The following is a 25,831-nucleotide window of genomic DNA, read 5'->3' on the forward strand; positions in this document are numbered from 1 at the left end:
AACATCGCGTTCTTTATACAGAACATTATCTTTATTATAATAAAGAACTATACAAAATGATAGCCATATGCTAGAAAAATAGAAAAAGGGCTATCCATGTGATAGCCCTTTTTTATTATTATCTTGCTTCACCTTCTGTTTGTTGTGCATCAAACGTCCAAGTTAAATTTAGTTTATCGCCTTGGAATTCATTTTGATCTTTACCATTATTAACAAACTCGAATTTCACTGCGAATTTATCAGACTTACCTGCAGAAATACCTTTTTCATCCCAGAACCAAGCAGATAAATCATTATCTACCGCTGTAAGTGTGTCACCCTTCAATTTATCTAGCGTTGTTTCTTTTACAATTGTTTCATGCTTATCTACATTCTTTAAGAATGTTACTTTAATATGTTTACCAAAATCATCTTTATTGTCGCCCTTCGCATCGCTTACTTTGTAATCTGTTTTTAGTAAAACTTTTTTAATGTCTAAAGAGCCTTTATTTTCGAGTTTAAAATCTCTTTTAATTGTATCGCCAGGCTTTAAATTCGATACATCAACAACTGTCGATGGGTTTGCCGCTAAATCAAGTGTACCAGCCGCAAATGTATTGTTTGACACTTCTTTGTCGCTAAAGAATGCAAATGTTCCTCCACCAACTAATGCTGCTCCTAGTACTGCTGATGCGATACCCATTCCTAATTTTTTCTTTAAAGTCATGTCCAAATCCCCCATAATATATATTTGTTAACTCCCTAATAGGAAGATATAACCAAACTAACTATACGGATTGTTCTACTTTTTTATCTTTCTTTTCTCCGTCGATGCTACGAATAGCGCCAAAAATAGAAATCGCGGAATAACCAAGTAAAAAGACTCCTGGAATAATAAGAAGTAATGCTGCTCCCGCTTTTGAACTCGCATAATTCAGTCCATAACCAACGTATGGAACTGTAATATCTGCATACTTTCCGATTACATTCTCTGCAAGTACTGGTGCTAAATCTGGTCCGTTGTTGTTATCCCCTTTTGTTTCATACATTACTTTTCCATTTGTATCTTTCACACCGATAATACGGTGAGTGATAATTTTGTCATCTTTCTCTTTAAACGTAATAACATCACCTTTTTGATATTTAGAACCATCTTTCGTTGGCTCTATCGCAATGATTGATCCTGTTAAAAATGTCGGTTCCATCGATCCTGATAACACTGATTTAAATTGATATCCCATCACAGTTGGATCCCCGCCACTCGCTTTTGACGAAACAACTACAAAAGCTAAAAAAACCATCAATGCAAATAAAACAAATGAGATAACGTTGCTAATAATCTTCCAAACTAATTTCATCGTCTCTCTCCCTCTCTGTTGTTTTATATTATTTGAAATATGTAATATCCACTTACGTTCTTTAACAAGAACACAAGTAAATAATATAACGAACAATACAGGAATGCAATAAGAACATTTACAATTATTAGTTAAATCGTTTTTAAAATACATGCAAAAAAGACCGTGACAAAACCTCATCACAGTCTCTATACTAACAATTTATTTCTCTTCTGATTTCATTCCTTGTCTATTTCGGCGCAGCACTACATATAAAATGGCTCCAAATAATACAATCGCACCTATCCCCACACTGATCACTTTCACATTGGATTCCTTTACTTCAGGTGCAACTGTATCTTTTTTAGGCATCGCAAACGTAACATCTTCTTTGGAAAGAACATTTATAGTCGCAATCGTTTGATTATTTTTTATAATATCTACCGCACCAACTACTTCACCGCGATGAATTCCTTTTTGGTACAAAGCTTCTTTATCCACTGAATTAACCCGAAAAGCCGTTTTTACATTTTTCCCTTCATCTTTCTTTAGCATAAGCTCAGCACTTTTTTCCAATTCAGAATCAACATCTTTATTTAAATACGTTGTCTTTTGATGCCAACTATGTTTATCTAGTACAGTTTGCTTCGTAAATTGCCCAAAAGAATATTCTGCCATCTGCTTCAAATCTTCATAAATTTCAGGTCTTTGAGAAGCCATTACTACATTTATAATACGATTTCCATCCTTCTCATTTAATAAAACAAGCGTATTGCGCGCTTCATTCGTAAATCCTGTCTTACCACCAATGCTATATGGATTTTCAAAATAAGTAGACTTATTAAAAATAGACACTGTTTGCGTAGATGTCGTAACCGTCGTTCTTTTCGTATTCATCGCTTGTAAAATTTCAGGATACTTTTGCACACCTCTCGTAATCATGGCCATATCATATGGCGTCGTATAATGATTTGGATCATGCAATCCATTTGGCGTTACAAAATGGCTATCTTTAGCCCCTAATTGCTTCGCCTTTTCATTCATCATATTAGCGAAATTTTCAACACTTCCTCCAATACGCTCCGCAATCGCATACGACACATCATTCGCACTCAGCACCATTAAAATCATAAGTGCGGTATTTCTATTAATAGTCTCACCAGGTTGAAACTCAATTTGATAATTACTCTTCTCTTGATCTAATGCTAACTGTGAAAACGAAAATTGATCCTCTGGCTTCGTATGCTCCATTAGTAAAATCGCCGTTAACACTTTCGTCATACTAGCAGGGAACGCACGATGATGTGCATTTTTGTCGTACAACATATCTCCTGTTTTCGCATCAATCGTAGTCGCAAACTGACTAAAAACATTCGGTCCTTCGGCTGGTGGCGGTGCCACTTGCTCCGGATTTACTCCAACATTCGTCTCAGCATATAACGTCATAGGTGTCAAAAAAAATAAACAAATAACCATAATAAAAACCGAAATTTTCTTAAAATTTACCATATGACTCTCCCTTTTCCCTTTACTTTCACATTCTATAAAATAACTCTACCAATCTATATGTAATTTGTATTAAATTGGAAGAATATTCACTATTTTTTACTATATCACACTTTTACGATAAGGAACATAAATATACAATAAAAAATAAGAAGGAATTACTCTTTCTTATCCTTCTCATCAATCAACGAATCTATTAACTTTTGACTAGCTTCCTCAGGCGTAATCTCATCCGTCATACCCATAAATGACCAACCTTTAGAATCGATCCACTCAACGAACTCTTGCAAAAACTCATCATGCGTCACATCCACATCAAGAATCGAACCATCAATCGAAATCGTTCTATTTCTAGACACACGCATCTTGAACGTTTTTCTTACCATTACACTTATTCTCCCTCTACTCCTGAATATTTATAAATATCTTGTACTTCTTTTATACATGATTTCTTGAAAATTGTAAAAAGGATATATTGGCCAATTGGGATATTAAAAATGAAAATCTCTTACTATATAATCCTCACACTACATTCATTTAGTCATAAATTACGGAATACATCCATATAAAAAAACAAACCAACTTGCATTCTATCACACCAAATACACTTGACTTTAGTACAATGAAATGGAATATATTAGAAAACACTTTAAAATGAGGAGGAACTCCATGGCGCGTTGCACGTATTGTAAAACGAAGTGGAAAGTAAAAGATGTATGGTCGATACTCATAACATTTGAAAAAGATTGTCCGTATTGTCTTGGAAGACAATATATATCAAAGAAAACATTGAATGCCATGCCAGAACTCATAAGCTTACCTTTACACTTCTTATTCCCTTTTCTTGTTGATTTAAGCGATAAAGGTCCTTTGGATTGGTATCGGAAATCATAATATAACCGGTTTATTCAAGATCCACTTTCAATTCAATGCTCTTCTTATATATTCCTTAATACACTACTAGCGTGATTCCAAATACTTTACCTTTAAAAGATTACTACGAAAATATTGTAAAATTTCAGTTAATTATATATAATTGCTTTAGCGTAATGATTAAAGATGCTATTACATAAGCATTTTTGAAGATCCCGTAGCTCAGCAGGGAGAGCGCCACCTTGACAGGGTGGAGGTCGTGAGTTCGAACCTCTCCGGGGTCATAAAAAAGAGACACCATATCAACCTATTAGGTGATATGGTGTCTCTTTTTTCCAAGTCACTTCTTATAAAAACTAAAAACCTTGCCAGTTAATCACTTCCCACCAAACATCTTCTCCAAAGACTTCGCATTAGCAAATAACAATTCTTGTAGGTTGTCATCAGCAACAATTTTGTATTCGCCATCTTTGTCTTTCTTTAAGTTCAATGTAACTTCGCGAGTTGCCATTATTGCATCTTTATCTGATAAGTGTTTGATGATCGCTGATGTCATCGTTTTTTCTATTGCCTTTTCAGATTGCTCTTTGTCTTCGCTAAAAGCACTAGCGAAGGCCATTGGCATAACTTCTCCCATTGCTTTTGTTACGGCAACGGATAGATCAACAGATGTAACTTTCACTTTCACTTCTGCTTTGTCATCCTTTTTTGATACTTCTTCTAGCTTTTCAAATTTAAAGCTTTTCGTAATTGCGCTCAGCATTGCTTTTCCGTCAGCATCGTCTGTTTTTTCATTTAGTTTACCGAACTCTTTGTCACTTACAACAAATGTACGAGCCTTTTCTACATCACCTTTTTGTATCGCTGTTAAAAATTCTTCTACAGTATCTTTCGGATTTGCGCATCCTGCTAAAACACCGACTGTTAATCCTACTACCATCATTAACAGCAATAATTTCTTTATCTTTTTCACGTTCATTCTCCTCTTATCTTTTCTAGTAAGTCATCACTATACAATAGTATGAAACTGACATTACAAACATTTTTTAGTATAGCATTTATATGATTTGTTTTCTATTCTTTCCCAAAAGCCAAAGAGCCTTGTAGTATTTCTACAAGGCCTTCTTTATAAGAGATAAACCAGCAACTTTAAGATTGCCGGTTTATCTCTTATTCATATTTGAAAAAACAATAATAATTACTCCAAGTACATAATGTCCCGCTACCATCCACATACTTCGATCAAAAACCATAAGCGATAACCAAAGTGATATATTAGTAGCCGCAAATAATAGGTATGAAATGATATCTCTTTTTTGTAATGCCTCTCTATTCATCAAAATGTAAATCGCACCGATAGGAGGCAGAATGAAGCAAAGGAAAAAGACAAATGTTTTTCTTAACGACCACGGATATGAAGTTACTGTCTGCATAAGAGTCTCCTTTTATATTATAGTACTTGTTTTAACATCGGCCTTGCTACTCTATATTCTTCACTATTAGGTTCTTTTACAACTAAAGGTGGCCTTTTATTCTCTTCTTCTAAAATCATTTCAAATACTTCTGTTTTTTCTTGTAATATGTTGGATTCACTATCTTTAGTAGGCTGTTTGCTTGTTTCAATTTTCTTTGTTACTTCACCAAGTTTTTGCCCGACTTCTTCTGCTTTGGTAGGTTCATTCGTAACGTAGTATTCCTGGTCCCCCCATACTAATATAGGTGGTACATGTTCTCGTTTGTTACATATTATATAAGTAATACTAGCTATAAGTAGTAGACATATCCCTATAAAGAAGATAGCTTTTTTATTCATATACTATTCTCCTTATCTATCATTTTATTGGATTATACAATAGGAAAAATAGTCAGTAAATAGTTTTTATGGTTATTTTTAGTATTAATTTCAAATAGAAAAACCTTACTATAAAGTAAGGTTCCGTTTTTAAATTCTATAATGTTTTATTAATTAAAACGATCATTACGATAATCGCTATAAACATAACAACTAAACAGCCGATCATTTTATAAAACCCTCGTTTCGTTAACGTTCCGCCCTGAACGTCTTTACGAATAAATAAGAATACCGCTAAAAATAAAACAAGCCCCATGCCAAAAGCGTACATCATTTGCATATGTTAATCTTCCTTTCTCTCTTACATCTTAATATCTTTTCGACAAAACAACAAACGAGATAAAAACTGTACTCATCGTAAGTGCCATTAATATGTTCAATAATTCAACCGCAGATAGTGTAATTACTTTTAAGTTTAAGCCGATAGAGAAAAGAAGATAATATGCTGTTAGCGCAAAAAAGCTGAAGAACATTCCTTTGTAACGAATGAGTTTCATTCGCTCATCTTTTTCTTTAAATTGCGGGTGTAAGTAACTTAGGCAGAAGCACATGATCATCATTGCAAGTACTGTATACGTTGGAATTGGCGGTGCAGAATGCGTCATTATACCTGCTAATATCATAGTTCCACTCATAATTAAAAAGATAATTCCCATAATTACAAAGTACTTTTGTGAATAATTCATCTCTATTCCCCCTCTTCTTTTCCCTCATAAATAAATACATGTTCTATCGTTGTCTGAAATGCTTTTGCAATTTCAAATGCTAACGGAAGTGATGGATCATATTTCCCTTTTTCAATTGAAATGATGGTTTGTCTGGAAACCCCAAGTTTCTCAGCCAATTTTTCTTGAGATAGTCCAAATTTTTTTCGATATTCGACCATTTTATTTTCCAAGGAAATTTCTCCCTCCTTCCTTATACCGAGTATATATGTAAAGGAAACTTTACGTCAAGGTTCCTTTACATTCATTGTAATTATTTTTCACTCTATTTATATAGAAGAAACTTTTTCAAATTCAGCACGTCTATTTTGAAATGAAACATGGAACAATGTATATATCCGTTACTATATCTCCTCCCCGTTTTTGTGAGAATTTAATATCTCCATATGTGTTTTTTTCTTTTAAAATATTTCATTCTTCTCCTTATTGGGTGATGTGCGCTATTGTTTTTACGTTGTTTTTCGCCATATTTATAGAAACTAACGGTTTATGAAGCATTTTTTATGTATAGCCACTTTTTTTGTAGAAATCCTTCATTTTCCTTTCAATATTTAACACTATCGATATAAAGTTTATGGTAAATTCATAATTTTTTATTTTTTATACTATATTCCGTTGTATTGTTGTATAATATCAATGAAAGCGCTTATTATTTCAATATACATAATTCGAACTAAACTTTATCGAAACATTCCGACAGTTATACTTATATTTAAATGCAACAATTATAGTTATTAATGTAGGTATACCAAATATATCCACCCCATTTTTCTGTAAAATTACTTTATAACATGAAAGATTAACTTGGGTGATAAGTAATTGTGAATGTTTTTTTACAAAACAGATAAGTAATAGTGTTTGGTATTATGTAAATTATTGTAATAACATAAGAGTAAAGATAACATTTACATTAATTATTAGTTCATCAATTATTGAAAAAGAGCAAAATGCACCTTTTGTATAGGAAAAGGATTATATGCATTGGGAGGTTTAAACAAATGACGAGGAAGAATACAACGACAAACCCTTGGGCCAAGTTCCATGGTCCGAACCTTGGTTATGTTATTGAACAGTATGATCTTTACGTAACTGGAGCAGGTTCTGTTGATCCGGAATTACAAGAGCTTTTTGAAATTTTTGGAGCTCCTTCGTTTCAAGATGATGTCGTAACAGGGGACAACACAGCAACACATTTTTCTCCTCAAAACACAGGTAACATTGAAAAGATTCTTAAAGTCGTTCAACTTGTTGAACAGATTCGTTCTTTCGGGCATACGTTGGCTCACATTAATCCGATGGAAGATGTTGCAAATGGACAATCTCTTATCGAGAAAACAATGAACGAACTTAGCGATGCGGATTTGAAAGCGATCCCAGCAAAAACAGTATGGCAAGATGCACCAGAGGGTATTCACACTGCACTTGATGTAATTCATAGATTAAAAGACGTTTATACAAAATCTTTAGCTTATGAATTCTCACATATACAAGATAGTGAAGAACGCGCGTGGTTGCATCAAATGGTGGAATCAAATTCATTGCGTCAACCATTATCAAATAAAAAACGAACTGCTCTTTTAAAACGTTTAACTGCTGTTGAAGGTTTCGAGCAATTCTTGCATAAAACATTCGTTGGTCAAAAACGTTTCTCAATAGAGGGCGTTGATATGCTTGTACCTGTACTAGATGAAATTGTTTCAGAAGGTGCTAAAGGCGGCGTTGAAGATGTCATGATTGGTATGGCTCACCGTGGTCGTCTAAGCGTACTCGCTCACGTATTAGAAAAGCCATATGGTCACATGTTTGCTGAGTTCAAACATGCAAAAATAGAAGGCGCAGTGGCAAATGCTGGCTGGACTGGCGACGTGAAATACCATTTAGGTAGAGAACAAGTCGTTGGTAATGAAGAAGTTAGCACCCGTGTTACATTAGCAAATAACCCGAGTCATCTTGAGTTCGTTAACCCTGTTGTTGAAGGTTTCGCACGTGCAGCTCAAGAGAATCGTAAAAAATCTGGTCTTCCAGAACAAGATACTACAAAGTCATTCGTAATTTTAGTTCATGGTGATGCTGCATTCCCTGGTCAAGGTGTTGTGTCTGAAACATTGAACTTAAGTAGATTGAATGCATACCAAACTGGCGGAACTATTCATGTTATCGCAAATAATGCAGTCGGCTTTACGACTGATAGCTATGATTCTCGTTCTACTAAATATTCAAGTGACCTTGCAAAAGGTTTCGATATTCCGATTGTTCACGTGAACGCTGATGATCCGGAAGCTTGTCTTGCTGCTGCAAACCTTGCGATCCAATATCGTACGCTGTTCAAAAAGGACTTCTTAATCGATTTAATCGGTTACCGCCGATATGGTCATAACGAAATGGATGATCCAGCAGTTACGCAACCACAAGTGTACAAAAAAATTAAAAATCACCCAACTGTAAGAGCAATTTATGCAGATCAATTACAATCTGCTGGTGTTCTGAATGCAGATGAGGTTGAAACAATTACTCAGTTTATGCAAGAGGAATTAAAGGCTGAATACGCACAAGTGCCACCAGCTGATACGAGTGCTGCAACAATTCACGTTAAAGTTCCAGAGGTTGTTGCAAAAGGAATCCAGCCGATTGACACTGGTGTTTCAATTGACTCACTTCGTGCAATTAATGAAGGACTATTATCTTGGCCTGAAGGCTTTAACGTATATCCAAAAGTGAAGAAAATTCTTGAGCGCCGTAAAGATGCTCTTGAAGAGAACGGTAAAATTGAATGGGCACTTGCTGAATCGTTAGCATTCGCTTCTATTTTACAAGAAGGTACGCCAATTCGTTTAACTGGTCAAGATTCACAGCGTGGTACATTTGCGCATCGTCATATCGTATTACACGATACTGATACAAACGAAACATATTCACCATTACATCGCTTACCGAACATTAACGCATCATTCTCTGTTCATAACAGTCCGTTATCAGAAGCTGCTGTTGTTGGTTACGAATATGGTTACAACGTATTCGCTCCAGAAACTCTTGTGATGTGGGAAGCGCAATATGGTGACTTCTCAAATACTGCGCAAGCATTATTTGATCAATATGTTTCAGCAGGAAGAGCGAAATGGGGTCAAAAATCAGGTCTAGTTCTTCTATTACCACACGGTTATGAAGGTCAAGGACCGGAGCATTCTAGTGCACGTCCAGAACGTTTCTTACAATTAGCTGCGGAGAACAACTGGACAGTTGCAAACTTAACGAGCGCGGCACAATACTTCCATATCTTGCGCCGTCAAGCATCTATCTTAGGAACAGAGGCTGTTCGACCATTAGTAATTATGACGCCGAAAAGCTTATTACGTCACCCACTTACACTTTCTACAGGTAGTGAGTTAAGTGAAGGACGTTTCCAACCTGCTTTAGAGCAAGGAAACCTTGGTGCAAAACCAAACAAAGTAAAACGCCTTGTTTTAAGTACAGGTAAAATGGCAATTGACTTAGCAGCAGAAATCGAAAGTGGTAAGCATGAGTACAACTTAGATGAAGTTCATATGGTTCGTATCGAGCAGTTGTACCCATTCCCTGCTGAAAAAGTTCAATCTATTATTAAACGCTTTAAAAACTTAGAAGAAATCATTTGGGTTCAAGAAGAACCTCGTAATATGGGCGCTTGGCATTACATGGCTCCAATTCTGTTTGAACTAGCTGGGGATAAAGTGAAAACAGGTTACATTGGACGCCCGGATCGTTCTAGCCCATCTGGTGGCGATCCATTCGCTCACAAAGCTGAGCAAGAATTAATCGTTGCACACGCTTTAGATGTGAAGTACAACTTCCGTCAAGATAAACAAGAAATTGAAGTTTTTAGCAACTGAAAGTAACAATGAGTTTTTCAGGCTCGGCTGTGGCAGATAGTCTGCCACAGCCGAGCTAACAAATGGAGATTACCGAAGATTAAAGAAGACAAAACACACCGTTAGGCAAATAAGGGGAGGACATTTAAAATGATCGAAATTAAAGTACCTGAGCTTGCAGAATCTATTTCAGAAGGAACTATTTCACAATGGCTTATCAACGTAGGCGACAAAGTTGAGAAAGGTGGCAGCGTTGTTGAGCTTGAGACTGACAAAGTCAATGTAGAAATCATTGCAGAAGATTCAGGTATTGTATCGAAGTTACTAGGCGAACCTGGAGATACAGTTGAAGTTGGCGCTACTATCGCAATTTTAGACGCAAACGGCGCAGCAGTTGCAGTAAGTACACCTGCTCCAGCTAATGAGCAACCAAAACAAGAAACTACTGAAGCACCGAAAGCAGCAGCTCCAAGTGCTGAACAAAATAAAGCATTGCAAGGTTTACCAAATACAAATCGTCCTATCGCATCACCAGCTGCTCGCAAAATGGCTCGTGAATTAGGAATCGACTTAAACGACGTACGTAGTACAGATCTACTTGGACGTGTGAGACCACATGATGTACAAGCTCACGCTGCAGCTCCAAAAGAAGCACCAGCTGCTCCAAAACAAAGTCCGGCTCCAGTTGCAAAAACTGAATTCGAAAAACCAGTTGAGCGTGTGAAAATGTCCCGCCGCCGTCAAACAATTGCAAAACGTCTTGTAGAAGTTCAACAAACATCTGCAATGTTAACTACATTTAACGAAGTTGATATGAGTGCAATCATGGAATTACGTAAAGAACGCAAAGATGCTTTCGAGAAAAAACATGATGTGCGTCTTGGCTTTATGTCATTCTTCACAAAAGCAGTTGTTGCAGCATTAAAACAATTCCCATTATTAAATGCTGAAATTCAAGGCGACGAGCTTATCATTAAAAAATTCTATGATATCGGTATTGCAGTAGCAGCTCCAGATGGATTAGTTGTTCCAGTTGTACGCGATGCTAACCAATTGAACTTCGCTGAAATTGAAAGCGAGATTCGTAATTTAGGTCTGAAAGCACGCGATAATAAACTTTCATTAAAAGAGCTACAAGGTGGTACATTTACGATTACAAACGGTGGCGTGTTCGGTTCTCTAATGTCTACACCAATCCTAAATAGCCCACAAGTAGGTATTCTAGGAATGCATAAAATCCAAGTACGTCCAGTTGCGATCGATAACGAGCGTATGGAAAACCGCCCAATGATGTACCTTGCACTATCTTACGATCACCGTATTGTTGATGGTAAAGAAGCGGTTAGCTTCCTTGTTGCTGTTAAAGATATGCTTGAAGATCCAAAATCATTATTATTAGAAGGTTGATAGATTATTAATCTATTAAAGGCTGTAGAATGAATCATTCTACAGCCTTTTTTTATTGTATTCATACGGGACACATCACACTACATAGACTAATAATGTATGCCTAAAGCGTAAGGGGGATAAAAATGAATAACCTTCCAGCTCATGCAAAGCTTAAAGCAAATAAGGATACTTTCTTCCTCCCCGATTCAAACGGGGGTGTTTACTTTCGAAATAACTCCAGTTCATTCCGTATGGATGGTGATGGAATTTATGACTGGATTGAGAAATTAATGCCTATGTTTAACGGTAATCATTCTTTGACAGAAATAACCGATGGTCTCCCTCTCCCCTATCAAAATCGAGTATTTGAAATTGGAGAGATTTTATATGAAAATGGTTTCGTTCGTGATGTAAGCCAAGATGCTCCCCACGAATTAAACAGTGCATTACTCGACAGATACGCTTCGCAAATTGAGTTTTTAGAAGCTGATTCCCATTCAGGCGCTTTAAAATTCGAAACGTACCGCGCAGCAAATGTTCTTATAATTGGTTCTGGCGATATGCTTACTTCCCTAGTTTCTTCTTTATTAGAATCTGGTTTACCTACATTTCATTATCTTGTTACAGATCGTGCTGAAACAAACTACAATCGAATTCATGAACTAAGCGAACGTGCATATGCAAATGATGACAATGTACTTATTCAAGAAATAGATATTACAATTGATCGCCCTTTGCATGACGTATTCGAGCCCTTCGACTGGATTTTATACGTTTCCCAAAATGGAGATATTGAAAGTTTAAGGGCAATCCATACTATTTGTAGAGATGTTGGAAAAAATTTCATACCAGCTATTCGCTTATCAAGAATTGGTTTAGCTGGACCTGTCGTAACCGCAGACCGTGAAGAATGCTGGGAATCAGCTTGGCATCGTCTACACGAAACTACTTTACAAAGTGAAAATCCACCTGAACCTTTCTCACCAATTGCATCTGCTATGTTAGCAAATATTATCGTTTTTGAGTTATTTAAACATGTCGCTGAAGATTCACACAGGCATCATAATCCTCAATTCTTTTTATTAAACTTGGAAACACTTGAAGGAAAGTGGCACCCTTTCATAAAACATCTTCTCGCAACCGATGAAATCTTTACAATTGATACGGTGCAAAATCTTCAAGAAAACCTTGCCCACCGTTCCGGACAATATACTTCAACTGAACTTTTTCGTTTTTTTGATACGTTAACTTCTAAAGAAACTGGCATATTCCACATGTGGGATGAACAAGATTTACACCAATTGCCTTTATCACAGTGCTATATTCAAGTTGCAAATCCATTATCAGACGGACCTACCTCTCCCCTTCCTACTATAACTTGCGGTGGATTAACTCATAATGAAGCACGCCGCGAAGCTGGCTTAACAGGAGTTGAAACATATGTAGCTGAAATGATTCATCGTCTTATCCCCGAACATACTGATATCGGTATTGGTGCTGGGGAAACGATGACAGAAGGTGTATACCGAGCACTCCAAAAACATTTAAATAATAAGTTATATGAACGCCAATCACATATGCTAGAAGAGATTACAGAGCTTTATTTAACCGAAATTCATGATAAACATTGTAGGTTTTACTACGATGCTCTCTCTACAATTCATGAAATACCTAAAGTAGGAATGAGTGAGGAGTTACTTGGTTTTCCTGTCGTTTGGATCGGTATTAATGATAGATGGTATGGTGCGGCAACTATTAATATAACACTCGCATTAAGAAATGCTCTGCAACAGGCACTCCTTCATATTCAAAATGAAGAGATTCCTTATAAAGCTAATATGTTACCGGAATCATCCATTGTTTTATATAGTACGGATTCTGTTAGAGTAGCAATACAAGAAGAGGAAGAAATTCCAGGCGTACAGTCTTTACAAGTTGCTTTGCAAAATTTAGCGGAAAACAACTTGTATCCATTCGTTTTTGATTTAGCTATTGAGTCATTTTTAAGAGACAGCTTAGACGGTGTATATGGAGTATTAATTGCAAAGGAGGATGACCAATGACTCAAAACATACTACTTATAGGAGATGGCCTACTCACAGACTATGTACATGAGCAATTGTGCAAGCAATATTCACTCATCCGCCAGCATACAATTACAGAAGCTCTCCCTGAAAACATTCATCTTGCTCTCGTCTTACATGACGGCTCTCCTTCTTCCGTACATCGTGATGCTGAGCTTATCTTTCGCTCAAATAATATTCCGTGGCTTCGCGCGTTTACTTCGTTTGGTGAAGGTATTATCGGTCCTTACGTGAAGCCTCTTACAACTGGATGTTCCCACTGCGCTGATGGACGCCGGTTTATAGCTGGCTTTGATCAAAAAGAAATGTGGGAACTACAACGAAAATATGCATTAAAAGCAGAGAACGTGACGAGGCGTGATGTACGCGCCACCCAAAATGGAATGTTACAAATGTGCCAGCTCATTCATGCTGAAACAGAGAAAATATTAGCTCATGGATATTCTTCTTTAGAAAACGAACTCATTTTACTGGACTTACAAACGTTACAATGTACCCGGAATTCGTTTCTTCCAGACCCTCTCTGTCCGGTATGCAGCAATTTGCCTGACGATACAGCAGATGCAGCGCAAATTTCTTTACAACCAAGTTTGAAAACGAGTACTGAAGCGTATCGCTGTCGTTCCATTCATGAGCTAAACACATTTTTAACGAGAGACTATTTAGATTACCGGACTGGTATTTTAAACGGCCAAATGCAACATTCTTTATTACCGTTTGCTGATGTCATTATAAACATGCCGTTACTGTTCGGAAATGAAGGTGTCGCGGGCCGGACTCATTCATTTTCACTTAGTAAAGCAACCGCTATTTTAGAAGGTTTAGAACGCTATTGCGGTATGTCGCCTCGTGGAAAAAAAACAAATGTACATGGCAGTTTTCGTGAGCTAGAAGATATTGCACTGAATCCCCTCACACTTGGTGTGCATACAAATGAACATTACAATCGTGATAGTTTTCCATTTAAGCCGTTTGATCCTGATTATGAGCAAAACTGGGTATGGGGATATTCTTTATTACAAAGCAGGCCCCTTCTAGTTCCAGAATCAATCGCTTATTATAGCCTTGGTCATAGAGATGCTTTCGTGTATGAAACATCAAATGGATGTGCAATTGGTGGTAGTTTAGAAGAAGCAATTTTTCACGGCATTTTAGAAATTGTAGAGCGTGACGCCTTTTTGCTCACTTGGTATGCCGAATTACCTCTTCCCCGTCTCGATCTTAGTTCAGCCAATGATACTGAATTGCAACTAATGTTGGAACGCTTACGCACAATTACTGGATATGAATTATACGTTTTCAACGCGACGATGGAACATGGTATTCCGAGCATATGGGTCATTGCGAAAAATACAAGGCAAGATGGTATGAATCTCGTCTGTGCTGGCGGCGCACATATGGAACCAATTCGAGCTGTAAAAAATGCAATTCATGAAATAGCGGGCATGTTACTTATAACAGATGAAGAGCTTGAACAAAAAAGAGAGAAATATGAAAACTGTTTACAAGATCCATATCTTGTTTCGCAAATGGAAGATCATAGTATGCTGTATGGATTGAAAGAAGCGGAAGAACGTCTTCACTTCCTTTTACGTGAAGATGCTCCGGTGCAAACGTTCCAAGAAATGAATGCATTACAATCATTTGATATGGATTTAACATCTGATCTTCATCAACTTTTAAACAGGTTACATCAATCTGGACTTGAAGTAATTGTTGTAGATCAAACGGTCCCCCTTATAGAAAAGAACGGCTTACATTGTGTAAAAGTAATTATTCCAGGCATGTTACCGATGACGTTCGGTCACCATCTCACTCGGGTTACAGGACTGGATAGAGTGTATACCGTACCGATGACACTTGGATATTGGGCTGAGCCTTTAACGAATGAAAGTTTAAATCCACATCCGCATCCGTTTCCATAATTCATAGTGAGGGGGAAATTTGATGCAACCTGATACTTTTTTACATCATCTCCATTTTTCTATTAATGAAATTATGTCGTCCGATAAAGAGATTAACTGGGAAGACGCACCACTTCCTTATAAATTATATCGAAATTTACCAGTCATCCCTCTCTCTTTAGAAATCCCATTAACTTTGCGAAATTCTTCTACTAAACCTAACTTAGAGGAAATCGGTCATTATCTTTGGTACTCATTTGGTTTAACACAATTATGTCAGCCTACTACTAACCTAGAAAATAATAAAACAACGACTCTATTCCGAAGATTCATCCCTTCTGGGGGTGCTTTATATCCAAATGAATTATATATGTATTTAAAAATTGATCATTATCCAGACGGCATTTACCATTACGACGCCGCGCACCACCGTCTTATCTTACTTCGTGAAGGAAATTTCGATTCTTATCTTACAGAAGCACTTGGCAATCGTTGTAACATACATTCTTGTTTTGGTGCTGCATTCGTATCCACTATGTTTTGGAAAAACTTCTTTAAATACAATAACTTTTCGTATCGTCTGCAAGGATTAGATAGTGGTGTTCTAATCGGTCAATTACTTGAATGCGCAAAACAATTCGGTTATACAAATGGTGTATATTTTCAATTTCTAGACCGGGCAATGAATCATTTACTTGGACTGTCAGAAGGTGAAGAAAGTGTGTATGCTGTTATTCCTTTAAGTACAGAACCGAATACAGATTGGTTTCACGACGATCATCGTGAAAATAAAACCGTTACTTCTCATGACTTACTGCAGCAAATCCCGCCATTAACACATGAGCATTTCGTTCGTTCAAAACATGTAGATGACTATCCGATGATAAAAAAAATAAACGCGGCATCTATGATTGAATCCACTGAATACTTTCAAACGTTAACTCAAGAAGACCGACAACAATATAGTGCACACGCTGTACAGCTACCTAAAGTGGAACGTTTATCATATGATTTCTTACAACGTTGTAAAAAACGATATTCACCTGATTCTGACTTCATTTTAACGAAATGGGATGCAGCCGAGCTCGCTACTTTACTACAAGAAGCGAGCCTCTCCTTCCCTTATTACAACGACCTTGATGGCAAATATTTAAATGAAAACGCACGCGTCTCACTATATGGATGTTTTTATAACGTAAAAGACATAGAAAACGGCGCTTACGCTTATAACAGTAGGACACATTCCATACAGCCACTTCGGTACGGAGACCTTCGTTATCCGCTTCAATCTAGTATGACGATGGATAACGTAAATCTTTTTCAAGTACCACTTTGTCTACATGTAATCGGAAATAAAGATTACTATAAAAATAAATTAGGTTATAGAGGATATCGCATTCATCAAATGGAAGCTGGCATGCTCGTTCATAAACTCGTTTTAGCTGCGACCGCTATGGGAATGGGCGGGCATCCGTTACTAAGTTTTGATACAAATTCATGTGATCAATTGTACGGAATAGATGGCGGCAGTGAAACGTCTCTCATTCAAATTCCGGTTGGGGCGTATCGGGCGCGTAATTGGTTGAAGGGGTATTTGCATAATTAGAAGCACGCCGATTAATGGCGTGCTTTTTTTAAAGGAGTTAAATTATTAAAAGCGAAATAAATACATATTCTTATATAAAAGGAGAGTTTGAATTGAGTATTTTACAAAGATTAATCGAGCAAGCGAAAAATCCTCGTGGAACAATTGGTTCCTCTATGCTTTGCATTATGAATGCTGCGCATATGAGACTAACAAATTGGGCTTTACAAAAAATACATATACGTGAAGATGCAGTTATTTTAGATATTGGTTGTGGAGGTGGGAAAACAATACAGACTCTTTCAAAACGAACTCCGCTTGGGAAAATATACGGGATCGACTACTCCAATCAAGCTGTTGAAAACTCAAAGAAAGCAAATATGAAGGATGTCAAAGCAGCGAAAGTAATTATTCATCAAGCAAGCGTCTCCTCTATTCCATATCATCCGGACTTCTTTGATCTCATTACCGCTTTTCAAACCCACTACTTTTGGCCTGATGTTGAGAATGATATGAAAGAAGTATTTCGCGTCTTAAAACCGAACGGAGCCTTTTTACTAGTCGCTGAAACTTTCAAAATTCAATATCATATGGATAAATTTAAGACGACCGAAGAATTAGTAAACCTTTTTTATAAGACGGGATTTACAAGCGTGAAATGTTACGAAGAAAGAGGGTGCCTTTGCGTAATAGGAAATAAGTAAAAAAGCAGACCATTAGGGGTCTGCTTTTTCACTAGATTACTTTAAAAATACTCTTAATTTGTCTTGCAAATAACCAGTTTTTCGTACCGTAGTTATCATTCAGACTATCTAAACTGATAGATTGTCCGTTAGCAAACTTTAATTCTAACGTTGTATTTTTATCATTTGTTTTTAAGTTACTATTTGTAATATCATCATACTTTAATTTCCCAATCTCAATATACTCTTCCTTCTCTTCTCCGATAACGACGTGATCTTGGAAGAAAAACAATACTTCTACTTTCTTACCGAAACAAAATACGTTTTTCGTATAAATTAATGTCGCGTTATCAAGTCCGACACATACTTCTTTCATCTCTTCAACAACGTTTCCTAAGTCTTCTTCGTTTCTTGCATTTGATTCAGCAATCCATTCTTCGATTGTATTCATGTTAATTGCCATACTGTGCCCCCTGGTTCGTTCATTGCTTTATTAAAAAATAAATACTATATGACAATATAAGCGATACGTACTATGTTTTCAAGGGTGAACGGTATATTCGAAATAAAGTGAAACTTTATTTATTCCCCTTTAACGAAAAAAATAGCACTTAAAAAGTGCTATTCCGCTCGCCTTGCTGCTTGTTGAATTGGATCCCAAACGCTGTTATATGGTGGTGCGTAACTTAAATCAACATCTTCTAAATCGTGAATGCTCATTTTATTGAAAAGTGCCATTGCGATAACATCAATACGTTTATCTACACCTTCTTCTCCAATTACTTGTCCGCCTAATAATTGTTTCGTATCGGCGTGATATAGTAATTTCAAGTGAAGTGGCGAAGCACTTGGATAATAGCCCGCCATATTTGTTGAATCTACTTTGACCGTCTTATACGGGATGTTTAGCCCTTTCGCTTCTTTTTCATTTAAGCCTGTTCTTGCGAGCGTCAGATTCATAAATTTAATAATGCCTGTACCTAACGTACCTTTGAATGCTCTTCGTTTATCAACCATATTGAGTCCGGCAAGTCGCCCTTGTTTATTCGCAGTCGTTCCAAGCGGGATATGGTCATGCATTTCCTTTATTACATGGTAATGCGTTGCACAATCCCCTGCTGCATATACGTCTTGTACATTCGTTTGCATATAAGCATTTACTTCAATTGCACCTTTAGGATTTTTACGTATATTTGTCCCTTCAAGAAAATCAGTATTTGACTGTACACCGACAGATACTAAAACGAGATCTGTTTTATACGTACCTTTATCTGTTTCAATTTGTTCGACTCTTTCTTTTCCTTTAAACGCTTTTACATTCTCATTTGTTAAAATTTCAATATTATGTTTGTCTGCTTCTTTATGTATATATTCCGCCATATCAGCATCATAAATTGTGCCAATATGATCGTTTCGCTCAATCATTCTTACTTTCTTACCAAGTTCGACGAATGTTTCTGCCATCTCTAGACCAATCGCACCACCGCCAATAATCGTTACGTGCTCAACGCTATTTGTTTGTAATGTGTCTACTATACGCTCAGCATCCGGAATTGTTTTTAAAAGATGAACACCTTGTAAATCTTTACCTTCCCAATCCGGCATAACAGGGCGTACGCCAGTCGCAATTAATAAACGGTCATATGAAAATTCAAATACATCTTTCGTCTTCGTATGTACTGCATATACAATTTTCTTTTCTGTGTCTACTTTCGTTACTTCATGACGCACTTTCGCATCAATTCCATATTTATCACGAAACGTTTTTACATCGCGTGCAATTAACTTTTCAGTAGAGGCGATAACACCACTAATCACATACGGTAATCCGCACTGAGCGTATGAATAGATTTCACCTTTTTCTAACGTTACAACATTTGCAATTTCATCGTTTCTAACAATTTGCATTGCTGCACTCATACCTGCTGCATCTCCGCCAATAATGACATAGTTCACTTTACCACTCCTTCTTTTTTACATACTCTTTACGATTTCCATATTTTATAGAAATAACACCTACTTCTATTGTAAAGAATGTGCATTTCATCTACAAATTTGGTGCACAAACCTATGCTTGAATAGGTATCCGTCGTGTCTTATAAACAACATGTGTAATATGCTATAACAGAAGCAATTGAAAGTAGGTGAAATATACATGTGCCCTGGCCTTCTCGCCCAAACTCCAGAGGAACCGCAAGAACCGAAAGCCGCCACGCCACTTGACCAAGAATTTTCCATTAACGCAACAATATACAGCGCTCGTGCTTGGTTGTCTGACAATGATACTTACGCTCAAGATATTTGGAAAGGCACTCGCTTCGCTTCAGCATCACATGCTGGTAAGTCCATATTTCCAAGTGGTACTATTAAAGTGATTAACTTATCTTCAGATACAATAACAGTTACTACATCAGGAGAGGCAGATCATACTCTCAAAACAGTCGTACCACCCCATTCTGAAGTGGCTTTATCACCCAGTTCGTTATCCGCTGTACAGGCTAGTACATCCGGAAAGGCAAGTAAAGTCACATTCCTCTTCCACATCTTTTTCTCAAGGGATCCTGGTTCAGATAAAAAACCATAAAAAAGGTACAGTAATATACACTGTACCTTTTTCACGTACTCTATTCTCTTGATTTAATCAGTTCAACATTATAAGATTCCACACTCGTTAACGTTCCCGTAAAATACGGATTCTCTCTATACCAAGACTGTTTTGAAAAGTACGCTTGCATATCTTTCGTTTGAAAAATATGTCCATGTCTTGCGTATATTTCATTTCTAGCAATTTTCAACTGTTCTTTCGATAAATATGTTAAGTCCGCACTCGTTAATTTTCGAATATCACTATCAGGGAAGATGAAACCATTATATACATACCCCGTCGCAGGCGGCGGAGTAACATTGTAAACAACTGTTTTTTCTACACTTTTCTTTTGAAACGGAAGATTATAAGCCGAAAGTGCTGTTACCGTTTCTACTTTCGTCGTTTCCCTTCCACTTTCTCCATTTCGTTCTAAATAAATCGCCGCACTTCCATCAGTCGCTATCGGTCCCCACCTAATTTCTTCTCCGGTCAACGCTGTAACTGGCTTTTGATTCACGTATAATGTCGCACCAGGCGCATTCGTTTGAACTGTAATATATTGCCCTTGCAGTGTTAAATCTATCGTTACATTATTTTGACTTTGTTTCATAAGTACAACCTTTTCCTCACGTAATAGTTTTACATAGTCATTTTTATATTCTGCTTGAAATACTTGAGTTCCTGGAAGAAACGGTCCATATTGCTTGTCAAACTTTTTATCATTTGTTTTATCAATTTCTTTTCCGTTCAATTTTAAAGATGTACCTTTTTCATTTGTAAGCAGAGTCGTATAATACGTCTTCGCTTTCAATTTATACCGATCAAATAAAACGAAATACTTCCCGTCTTTCGTTAAAGAAAAATCTGCTCTTTCTATTCCATCCCCTTGTTTTTCACCTTGCCTCAAATATTCTTTCAATTCATTCACGTAAGATGGATTTTCTTTTATATATGAAAATAGAGGCGTTACACTCTCTCTCGTTACAATAACGGCTGGATCATCTGTCGTGACAATCTCAGCTAACTTCTCTCCGTCCCTCTCTTGTAAAACAGTAATAATTCTCTCTACTTGCGATGATTGTGAGTAATATGAAGATCCATACGCATATAATCCGCCCAATACTATAATAAAAAATGTTAAAAGTGTAATTCCAATTATTGTCCCTTTGCTCATTTTTTGCTTCTTTACTACAGGATTCCCCCTCTTCGTCCCGCAGTTTTGACAAAATTGCACACCGTCTTCAAAATGAATCCCACACTTTGTGCATACATTCATCCGTTCAACCACCTTTTCGTTAGAAGCCAGTTAATCCCTGTGTAAAGGTTTGAATTATCGTGTTAATGTAAGACCAAAACACAATAAACGTTGCAATTCCAATTAAAACATTTGCGATAAGAAGTGTGTACACAGGATCTAATCCACCGTTATCTAGTTTTAATATAGCTACAATTATACTAATTACCATATACGTTGTAGCTATCCATAGTAATATTGGTAAGAAAAAGATTAATAAGAAACTAAAAAGAAAAGAAAGAACTAGTATAGCAATAGCTGGCGTCGCTATCGTCCCCCATATGCCGCATGCTTCAAGAAAAGAAAAAGATGATTTCATCATCTTACCACTTACAAAAATAATAAATCCGACAAATAAAGTTAAAATTAATAAAAAGAAAAAGACCATTACAGATTCTCCAAAGAAAGTAGGAGTAGATACATCTGGCACTAATGTCCTCGTAACAGTCGCCGCTGTGCTCATCATTCTATAAAAAATACATGCTCCTAAAAAGCAAATAAGCACAAGACTTACAATTCCATTTCGCACTTCAATATTTCCACTTTTCATAATGGTCGTTGGTGATTTAAAAGCATTTTTGAAGAACTGAAAATAGCCACTTGCAAATTGTTTCGCTTGCTCTACCGTTTCATTTGGGCGAGTTTCCTTTACTTGTGCCGCGCTCGATAGTTGCCCTTCTTCCTGCACACCACTTACTACTACTTCTTCCGATAACGAATGTCCACAATTCCCGCAAAACTTTGCTTCCGCTGCATTTTCTGTTTGACACGCCGTACATTTCATTCTCTCATCCCTCCTTAAGCATATACCTTATAGGGTGTTACAAATTCAATATATGACTTTGTACATAAAACATGACTACAAGAAAAAGAATATGAAATCCTTCTTTTAAACGAAACTATGCGTGCTAGTAATATAGAAAAATAATGTTATTATGAAACAGAGCAACTAACATTTTTAACAGATTGGATGAAGACAATGGAATTTGTAAACTCGATTTTTCAAACACTCCTTACAAGCGTGATCCAATTATTTTCTTTAATTGGTGTCATCATTGTAATTGGATTTATATTAGGTTATTTAGAATCTCTCACACGAACGTATTGGTCGAGAGCTTTCGGAAGGACAGGCTTTCTTTTGACTGCATGGATCGGTGTCCCTATTCATGAACTTGGACATGCAATTATGTGTCTATTATTTCGTCATAAAATTGTAGCAACGCAGTTCTTCCCGACAGATACAAGTCAGGGAGCTTTAGGTTACGTACAACATCAATACAATCAAAAAAGCATATATCAACGAATCGGGAATTTCTTTATCGGCATCGGTCCTATTATTTCTGGTATTACTGCCTTAATCCTTTTAATGCGCTATTTCGTACCAGAGTCATATTCTTTATTTAATACGACTCTTGAAACAACGATTGCATCGACTTCTATTAACTTAGACATGATCCAAAACATGTTTTTATCAACATTCTTTTTATTAAAGAGCTTGTTTACAATGAGCAATTTATTAACCCCTTCTTTTTGGTTATTTTTATTTATAGCTATTTGTATTTCCGCACATATCGCTTTAAGTAAACCAGACATTAAAGGATCAATAGACGGCGTCATCGTCATGTTTATCATGTTATTTTTATTCAATATAATTGCAGGACTTTTTCAGTACGACAGTAACCAACTCATCGGAAAAATGATGAAGTATAATATGTATCTCATCGCGTTTTCTAGTGTGGCGCTTCTTTTCTCTTGTATTTCTACACTTGTGAGTTTTGTGTTTTATAAAATAAGAGGAGGGCGTTCATTGTGAACGCCCTCTTCTTATTAGTTATTTCTCTTATAATCACAATGCTCAACCGGCACACGAGCATGCCCTTCTTCATCCGTACACCATGACTGTGACTGAAAGGCAAGAAAAATACCAATCCACTCTTCCTTCTTCTCAAAATGAATGAGCAAACCACCGTCTTGCCATTTGCCATCATCACCTTGCCATTTCTCTACATTCCCTTGGTTCATATGAATATCATGTATACCATTTCCAGGTGTAAAGTGGAAATACGAATCCGGAACCTCTTCTTCTGGTCCCCACCTTTCACCAAACGCATAAATAATCGCCTTTTCTTCTATTGCTCGCTTTATATAACGTTCTATTTTTTCATTTAAATCATTATCCACTCCTGCTTTTTCAGCAGGTAAAGGAATCATTTGCTTCGAATCAAATAAATTACCTCTTACATAATCTAAAGCAACTTTCGGTTCGTTATTTTTCACTTCTGTAAAACCAAACGGTAACGTCGGTAAAATATGAATCGCCTCTGATCGAATATCGTCGCTCGCAAAATATAAAACTTCTGACGGATAACTTTGCGATTTCACGTTAATTGCAATGCGATAATCTACTCCTGCTTCACCTTGTAAATGAACTTGATAATGAGGTGTTTTGCCTTTTCCAATCTTAGATTGTATAACTGTACCTTTTAATACACCGTAGTTTTTTAAGGGCATACCTTTCATCTCCTATTCATTTAGTAGAAGCTTTTCATATTTAAAACATTATCCAGTCATAAAGAAAATCCTCCTATGTTAGGAGGATTTTTAATTTCTCAATATATACCAAAAGAAAACTTCCACTACTACAAGCAACACCGCACCAAAAATCATTAACGTCGTCTTCTTTAATAGTTCGTTTTCACGATACGGAATATTACATAAATAAGCACCAAGTGTAATCCGTGATGGGCAAGCAATTGTCGCTACTGATGATGCGGTGTTTTGAAGTGTTGTGACGTATTGCCACGGAAGCGCTACGTTTTGTGCTGTTTGCATTTGGAGTTTAATAAACATCGCATTTGATCCTGCATTACTACCTGTTAAAAAGCCGCCAATTCCGCCAATGAATGGAGCAACGAAAACGAAAAAGGTGCCAAATGTTTCACCAGCTGTCTTTGCGAGCAATGAATGCATACCAGATGCCCCCATTAGCTCTGAAATCGCAATAAACATTGTCGTTGTAATTGCGAATGGAATCCATTGTTTTATCGTTTGCGAGAGTGATTGTTTAATAATATTAGATGGAATGCGGAAGAAAATGATTGTAAATAAACAAGTCATGGCGAGCCAAAACCCTGGCGAATATAGTAGCTCTAGTTTGTAAGAATATGATTTTAAATCGAGAACTGCATATGACCTGAGCAGATCATGTAATGCTGGAACGAGGCGAGAAAGTAAAATACAAACCGTTAAAAAAATATAAGGGCTAATAATTTTTATAATGGATACTTCTCTCTCCGTAGCCGCCGCATGTTCTGTTAAAAGGTTTTGCTCACCTTTTCCTTTTAATTTAATGATTAAAAAGCCAAATGAAATTGTAACGATAGAACTTAATATTCCTGCTAGTTCAACACTTACGTATGCGTTAGAAAGATAGATTCCGAGAGAAAATAATAGAAAGAATCCTATCCCTTCCTTCCACTTTTCTATAACTGCCTGAAAGCCACCGACAACGTATAAGGAAAGGATGATGAAGTACGCAAAAATTGGAATGCTTAATAATGCTGTATTTGTACCAAGAGTTGTGAGTGGCATGTTGATAAGCTGAGAACCGATAATCGTACCTGTTGCCATTGCACCCCATGAACTAGCTAGTAAGCCGATAAATGAGAGCAGTACAGCTTGAAATGGTTTATAGCCTAATGAAAGAAAAATAGGTGCTGCGACCATAAAACCAATTCCGAACCCACTTACTGATTCAATAAGTGGACAAATTCCAAAACACATAAGAAGCATTTGTAATAATCGATCGCGCGTGACTTGTTCTAGAAATCTCGCTACTTGATCGATGTATCCCATTTTGTTCATGAGGTGAAATAAAAAAATACCGAAAAACAAAACGTATCCAACAATAAAACAAATTAACCACCCTTTAATCGTTGCGTGTACAGTTTCACTTATCCCTAATTGAAACGTTGGCGAGAGTAAAACGATTCCGACAGAAACGGCATAAGAGATTAATGAAGCTCTTAATGACGTTTGTTTAAACAAAAACAAACAAATAAAAATCATCATAATCGGGATAAGTGCCAACAATATGGCCATGCTATCATCTCTTTTCGTAAAAAATGCAATTTTTAACTATTATATAACAGATATTGTAATTTCCAATTAATTTTATAACAGCTCTTT

At 36.6% G+C, this 25,831-nt stretch carries 25 protein-coding genes and 1 tRNA gene; 10 read left to right on the top strand and 16 right to left on the bottom strand.

Annotated features, from left to right (window positions below; all coding sequences use genetic code 11):
* Positions 1–118 precede the first annotated feature (118 nt).
* The 4 genes from JTF23_RS16455 to JTF23_RS16470 form a co-directional block, all read right to left on the bottom strand.
* On the bottom strand, positions 119–706 hold the full coding sequence (locus JTF23_RS16455; protein ID WP_204209186.1) for a CalY family protein: 588 nt from the start codon (positions 704–706) through the stop codon (positions 119–121).
* A 61-nt stretch (positions 707–767) separates the two neighbouring features.
* Positions 768–1,337 (bottom strand): signal peptidase I SipW, encoded by a 570-nt coding sequence (sipW, locus tag JTF23_RS16460; protein WP_002158776.1) that lies wholly within the window; start codon positions 1,335–1,337, stop codon positions 768–770.
* A gap of 201 nt (positions 1,338–1,538) precedes the next feature.
* Positions 1,539–2,825: a D-alanyl-D-alanine carboxypeptidase family protein gene (locus JTF23_RS16465; RefSeq protein ID WP_204209187.1), complete on the bottom strand. Its 1,287-nt coding sequence runs from the start codon at positions 2,823–2,825 to the stop codon at positions 1,539–1,541.
* A 155-nt stretch (positions 2,826–2,980) separates the two neighbouring features.
* Entirely contained in the window at positions 2,981–3,208 is a 228-nt protein-coding gene (locus tag JTF23_RS16470; protein ID WP_002158778.1) for a hypothetical protein, read from the bottom strand.
* A gap of 283 nt (positions 3,209–3,491) precedes the next feature.
* On the opposite strand from JTF23_RS16470, the gene JTF23_RS16475 reads away from it, so the two are divergent.
* Both JTF23_RS16475 and JTF23_RS16480 read left to right on the top strand, forming a co-directional pair.
* Positions 3,492–3,716 (top strand): hypothetical protein, encoded by a 225-nt coding sequence (locus JTF23_RS16475; RefSeq protein ID WP_204209188.1) that lies wholly within the window; start codon positions 3,492–3,494, stop codon positions 3,714–3,716.
* A gap of 190 nt (positions 3,717–3,906) precedes the next feature.
* A tRNA-Val gene (locus tag JTF23_RS16480) sits at positions 3,907–3,979 on the top strand.
* A 92-nt stretch (positions 3,980–4,071) separates the two neighbouring features.
* Here JTF23_RS16480 and JTF23_RS16485 read toward each other — a convergent pair.
* The 6 genes from JTF23_RS16485 to JTF23_RS16510 all read right to left on the bottom strand — a co-directional run bounded on the left by JTF23_RS16485 (position 4,072) and on the right by JTF23_RS16510 (position 6,445).
* Positions 4,072–4,668, bottom strand: coding sequence for a DUF4878 domain-containing protein (locus JTF23_RS16485; protein ID WP_204209189.1), 597 nt, complete (start codon positions 4,666–4,668; stop codon positions 4,072–4,074).
* A 190-nt stretch (positions 4,669–4,858) separates the two neighbouring features.
* Positions 4,859–5,128, bottom strand: coding sequence for a hypothetical protein (locus tag JTF23_RS16490; RefSeq protein ID WP_199714920.1), 270 nt, complete (start codon positions 5,126–5,128; stop codon positions 4,859–4,861).
* A 17-nt stretch (positions 5,129–5,145) separates the two neighbouring features.
* Positions 5,146–5,508 (bottom strand): hypothetical protein, encoded by a 363-nt coding sequence (locus tag JTF23_RS16495; RefSeq protein WP_199714919.1) that lies wholly within the window; start codon positions 5,506–5,508, stop codon positions 5,146–5,148.
* Positions 5,509–5,644: 136 nt separating this feature from the next.
* Positions 5,645–5,827, bottom strand: a complete 183-nt coding sequence (locus tag JTF23_RS16500) for a DUF3976 domain-containing protein (protein WP_002011459.1) — start codon at positions 5,825–5,827, stop codon at positions 5,645–5,647.
* 28 nt (positions 5,828–5,855) lie between these two features.
* The gene (locus JTF23_RS16505; protein ID WP_002117153.1) at positions 5,856–6,233 is read right to left on the bottom strand and encodes a hypothetical protein; all 378 of its coding nucleotides are present in this window, start codon (positions 6,231–6,233) and stop codon (positions 5,856–5,858) included.
* A gap of 2 nt (positions 6,234–6,235) precedes the next feature.
* Positions 6,236–6,445, bottom strand: a complete 210-nt coding sequence (locus JTF23_RS16510; protein ID WP_002170904.1) for a helix-turn-helix transcriptional regulator — start codon at positions 6,443–6,445, stop codon at positions 6,236–6,238.
* 825 nt (positions 6,446–7,270) lie between these two features.
* Here JTF23_RS16510 and odhA point away from each other — a divergent pair.
* The 6 genes from odhA to JTF23_RS16540 all read left to right on the top strand — a co-directional run bounded on the left by odhA (position 7,271) and on the right by JTF23_RS16540 (position 17,783).
* Positions 7,271–10,138 (top strand): 2-oxoglutarate dehydrogenase E1 component, encoded by a 2,868-nt coding sequence (gene odhA, locus JTF23_RS16515; RefSeq protein WP_204209190.1) that lies wholly within the window; start codon positions 7,271–7,273, stop codon positions 10,136–10,138.
* 129 nt (positions 10,139–10,267) lie between these two features.
* Positions 10,268–11,524 (top strand): 2-oxoglutarate dehydrogenase complex dihydrolipoyllysine-residue succinyltransferase, encoded by a 1,257-nt coding sequence (odhB, locus tag JTF23_RS16520; protein ID WP_002201328.1) that lies wholly within the window; start codon positions 10,268–10,270, stop codon positions 11,522–11,524.
* 125 nt (positions 11,525–11,649) lie between these two features.
* Entirely contained in the window at positions 11,650–13,569 is a 1,920-nt protein-coding gene (locus tag JTF23_RS16525; protein ID WP_204209191.1) for a putative thiazole-containing bacteriocin maturation protein, read from the top strand.
* Positions 13,566–15,515 (top strand): TOMM precursor leader peptide-binding protein, encoded by a 1,950-nt coding sequence (locus tag JTF23_RS16530; RefSeq protein ID WP_204209192.1) that lies wholly within the window; start codon positions 13,566–13,568, stop codon positions 15,513–15,515. The genes JTF23_RS16525 and JTF23_RS16530 overlap by 4 nt, the downstream gene beginning before the upstream one ends.
* Positions 15,516–15,537: 22 nt before the next feature.
* A complete protein-coding gene (locus tag JTF23_RS16535; RefSeq protein ID WP_204209193.1) occupies positions 15,538–17,100 on the top strand; it encodes a SagB family peptide dehydrogenase in 1,563 nt (520 codons plus the stop codon).
* 92 nt (positions 17,101–17,192) lie between these two features.
* Positions 17,193–17,783 carry a class I SAM-dependent methyltransferase gene (locus JTF23_RS16540; protein ID WP_199714914.1) on the top strand — a complete coding sequence of 197 codons (591 nt, stop codon included), beginning with the start codon at positions 17,193–17,195 and terminating at the stop codon, positions 17,781–17,783.
* Between the two features lie 31 nt (positions 17,784–17,814).
* On the opposite strand, the gene JTF23_RS16545 is transcribed toward JTF23_RS16540, so the two are convergent.
* Positions 17,815–18,225, bottom strand: a complete 411-nt coding sequence (locus JTF23_RS16545; protein WP_204209194.1) for a DUF3908 family protein — start codon at positions 18,223–18,225, stop codon at positions 17,815–17,817.
* 158 nt (positions 18,226–18,383) lie between these two features.
* Positions 18,384–19,718 (bottom strand): FAD-dependent oxidoreductase, encoded by a 1,335-nt coding sequence (locus tag JTF23_RS16550; RefSeq protein WP_204209195.1) that lies wholly within the window; start codon positions 19,716–19,718, stop codon positions 18,384–18,386.
* 199 nt (positions 19,719–19,917) lie between these two features.
* Here JTF23_RS16550 and JTF23_RS16555 point away from each other — a divergent pair, with 199 nt between their 5' ends.
* Positions 19,918–20,346: a hypothetical protein gene (locus JTF23_RS16555; protein ID WP_002202734.1), complete on the top strand. Its 429-nt coding sequence runs from the start codon at positions 19,918–19,920 to the stop codon at positions 20,344–20,346.
* A gap of 40 nt (positions 20,347–20,386) precedes the next feature.
* Here JTF23_RS16555 and JTF23_RS16560 read toward each other — a convergent pair whose 3' ends face one another.
* Positions 20,387–21,625, bottom strand: a complete 1,239-nt coding sequence (locus JTF23_RS16560) for a TcaA 3rd/4th domain-containing protein (RefSeq protein ID WP_204209196.1) — start codon at positions 21,623–21,625, stop codon at positions 20,387–20,389.
* 19 nt (positions 21,626–21,644) lie between these two features.
* Complete coding sequence (locus JTF23_RS16565) at positions 21,645–22,427, bottom strand: zinc ribbon domain-containing protein (RefSeq protein WP_204209197.1); 783 nt, start codon at positions 22,425–22,427, stop codon at positions 21,645–21,647.
* Between the two features lie 195 nt (positions 22,428–22,622).
* Here JTF23_RS16565 and JTF23_RS16570 point away from each other — a divergent pair, with 195 nt between their 5' ends.
* A complete protein-coding gene (locus JTF23_RS16570) occupies positions 22,623–23,456 on the top strand; it encodes a hypothetical protein (RefSeq protein ID WP_204209198.1) in 834 nt (277 codons plus the stop codon).
* A gap of 14 nt (positions 23,457–23,470) precedes the next feature.
* Here JTF23_RS16570 and JTF23_RS16575 read toward each other — a convergent pair whose 3' ends face one another.
* Together JTF23_RS16575 and JTF23_RS16580 are read right to left on the bottom strand one after the other, a co-directional pair.
* Positions 23,471–24,154 (bottom strand): DUF2278 family protein, encoded by a 684-nt coding sequence (locus JTF23_RS16575; protein ID WP_204209199.1) that lies wholly within the window; start codon positions 24,152–24,154, stop codon positions 23,471–23,473.
* Between the two features lie 90 nt (positions 24,155–24,244).
* On the bottom strand, positions 24,245–25,744 hold the full coding sequence (locus JTF23_RS16580; protein WP_204209200.1) for an L-lactate permease: 1,500 nt from the start codon (positions 25,742–25,744) through the stop codon (positions 24,245–24,247).
* Positions 25,745–25,831 lie beyond the last annotated feature (87 nt).

It is taken from the genome of Bacillus sp. RIT 809, from assembly GCF_016892495.1.
Taxonomy (GTDB): Bacteria; Bacillota; Bacilli; order Bacillales; family Bacillaceae_G; genus Bacillus_A; species Bacillus_A cereus_U.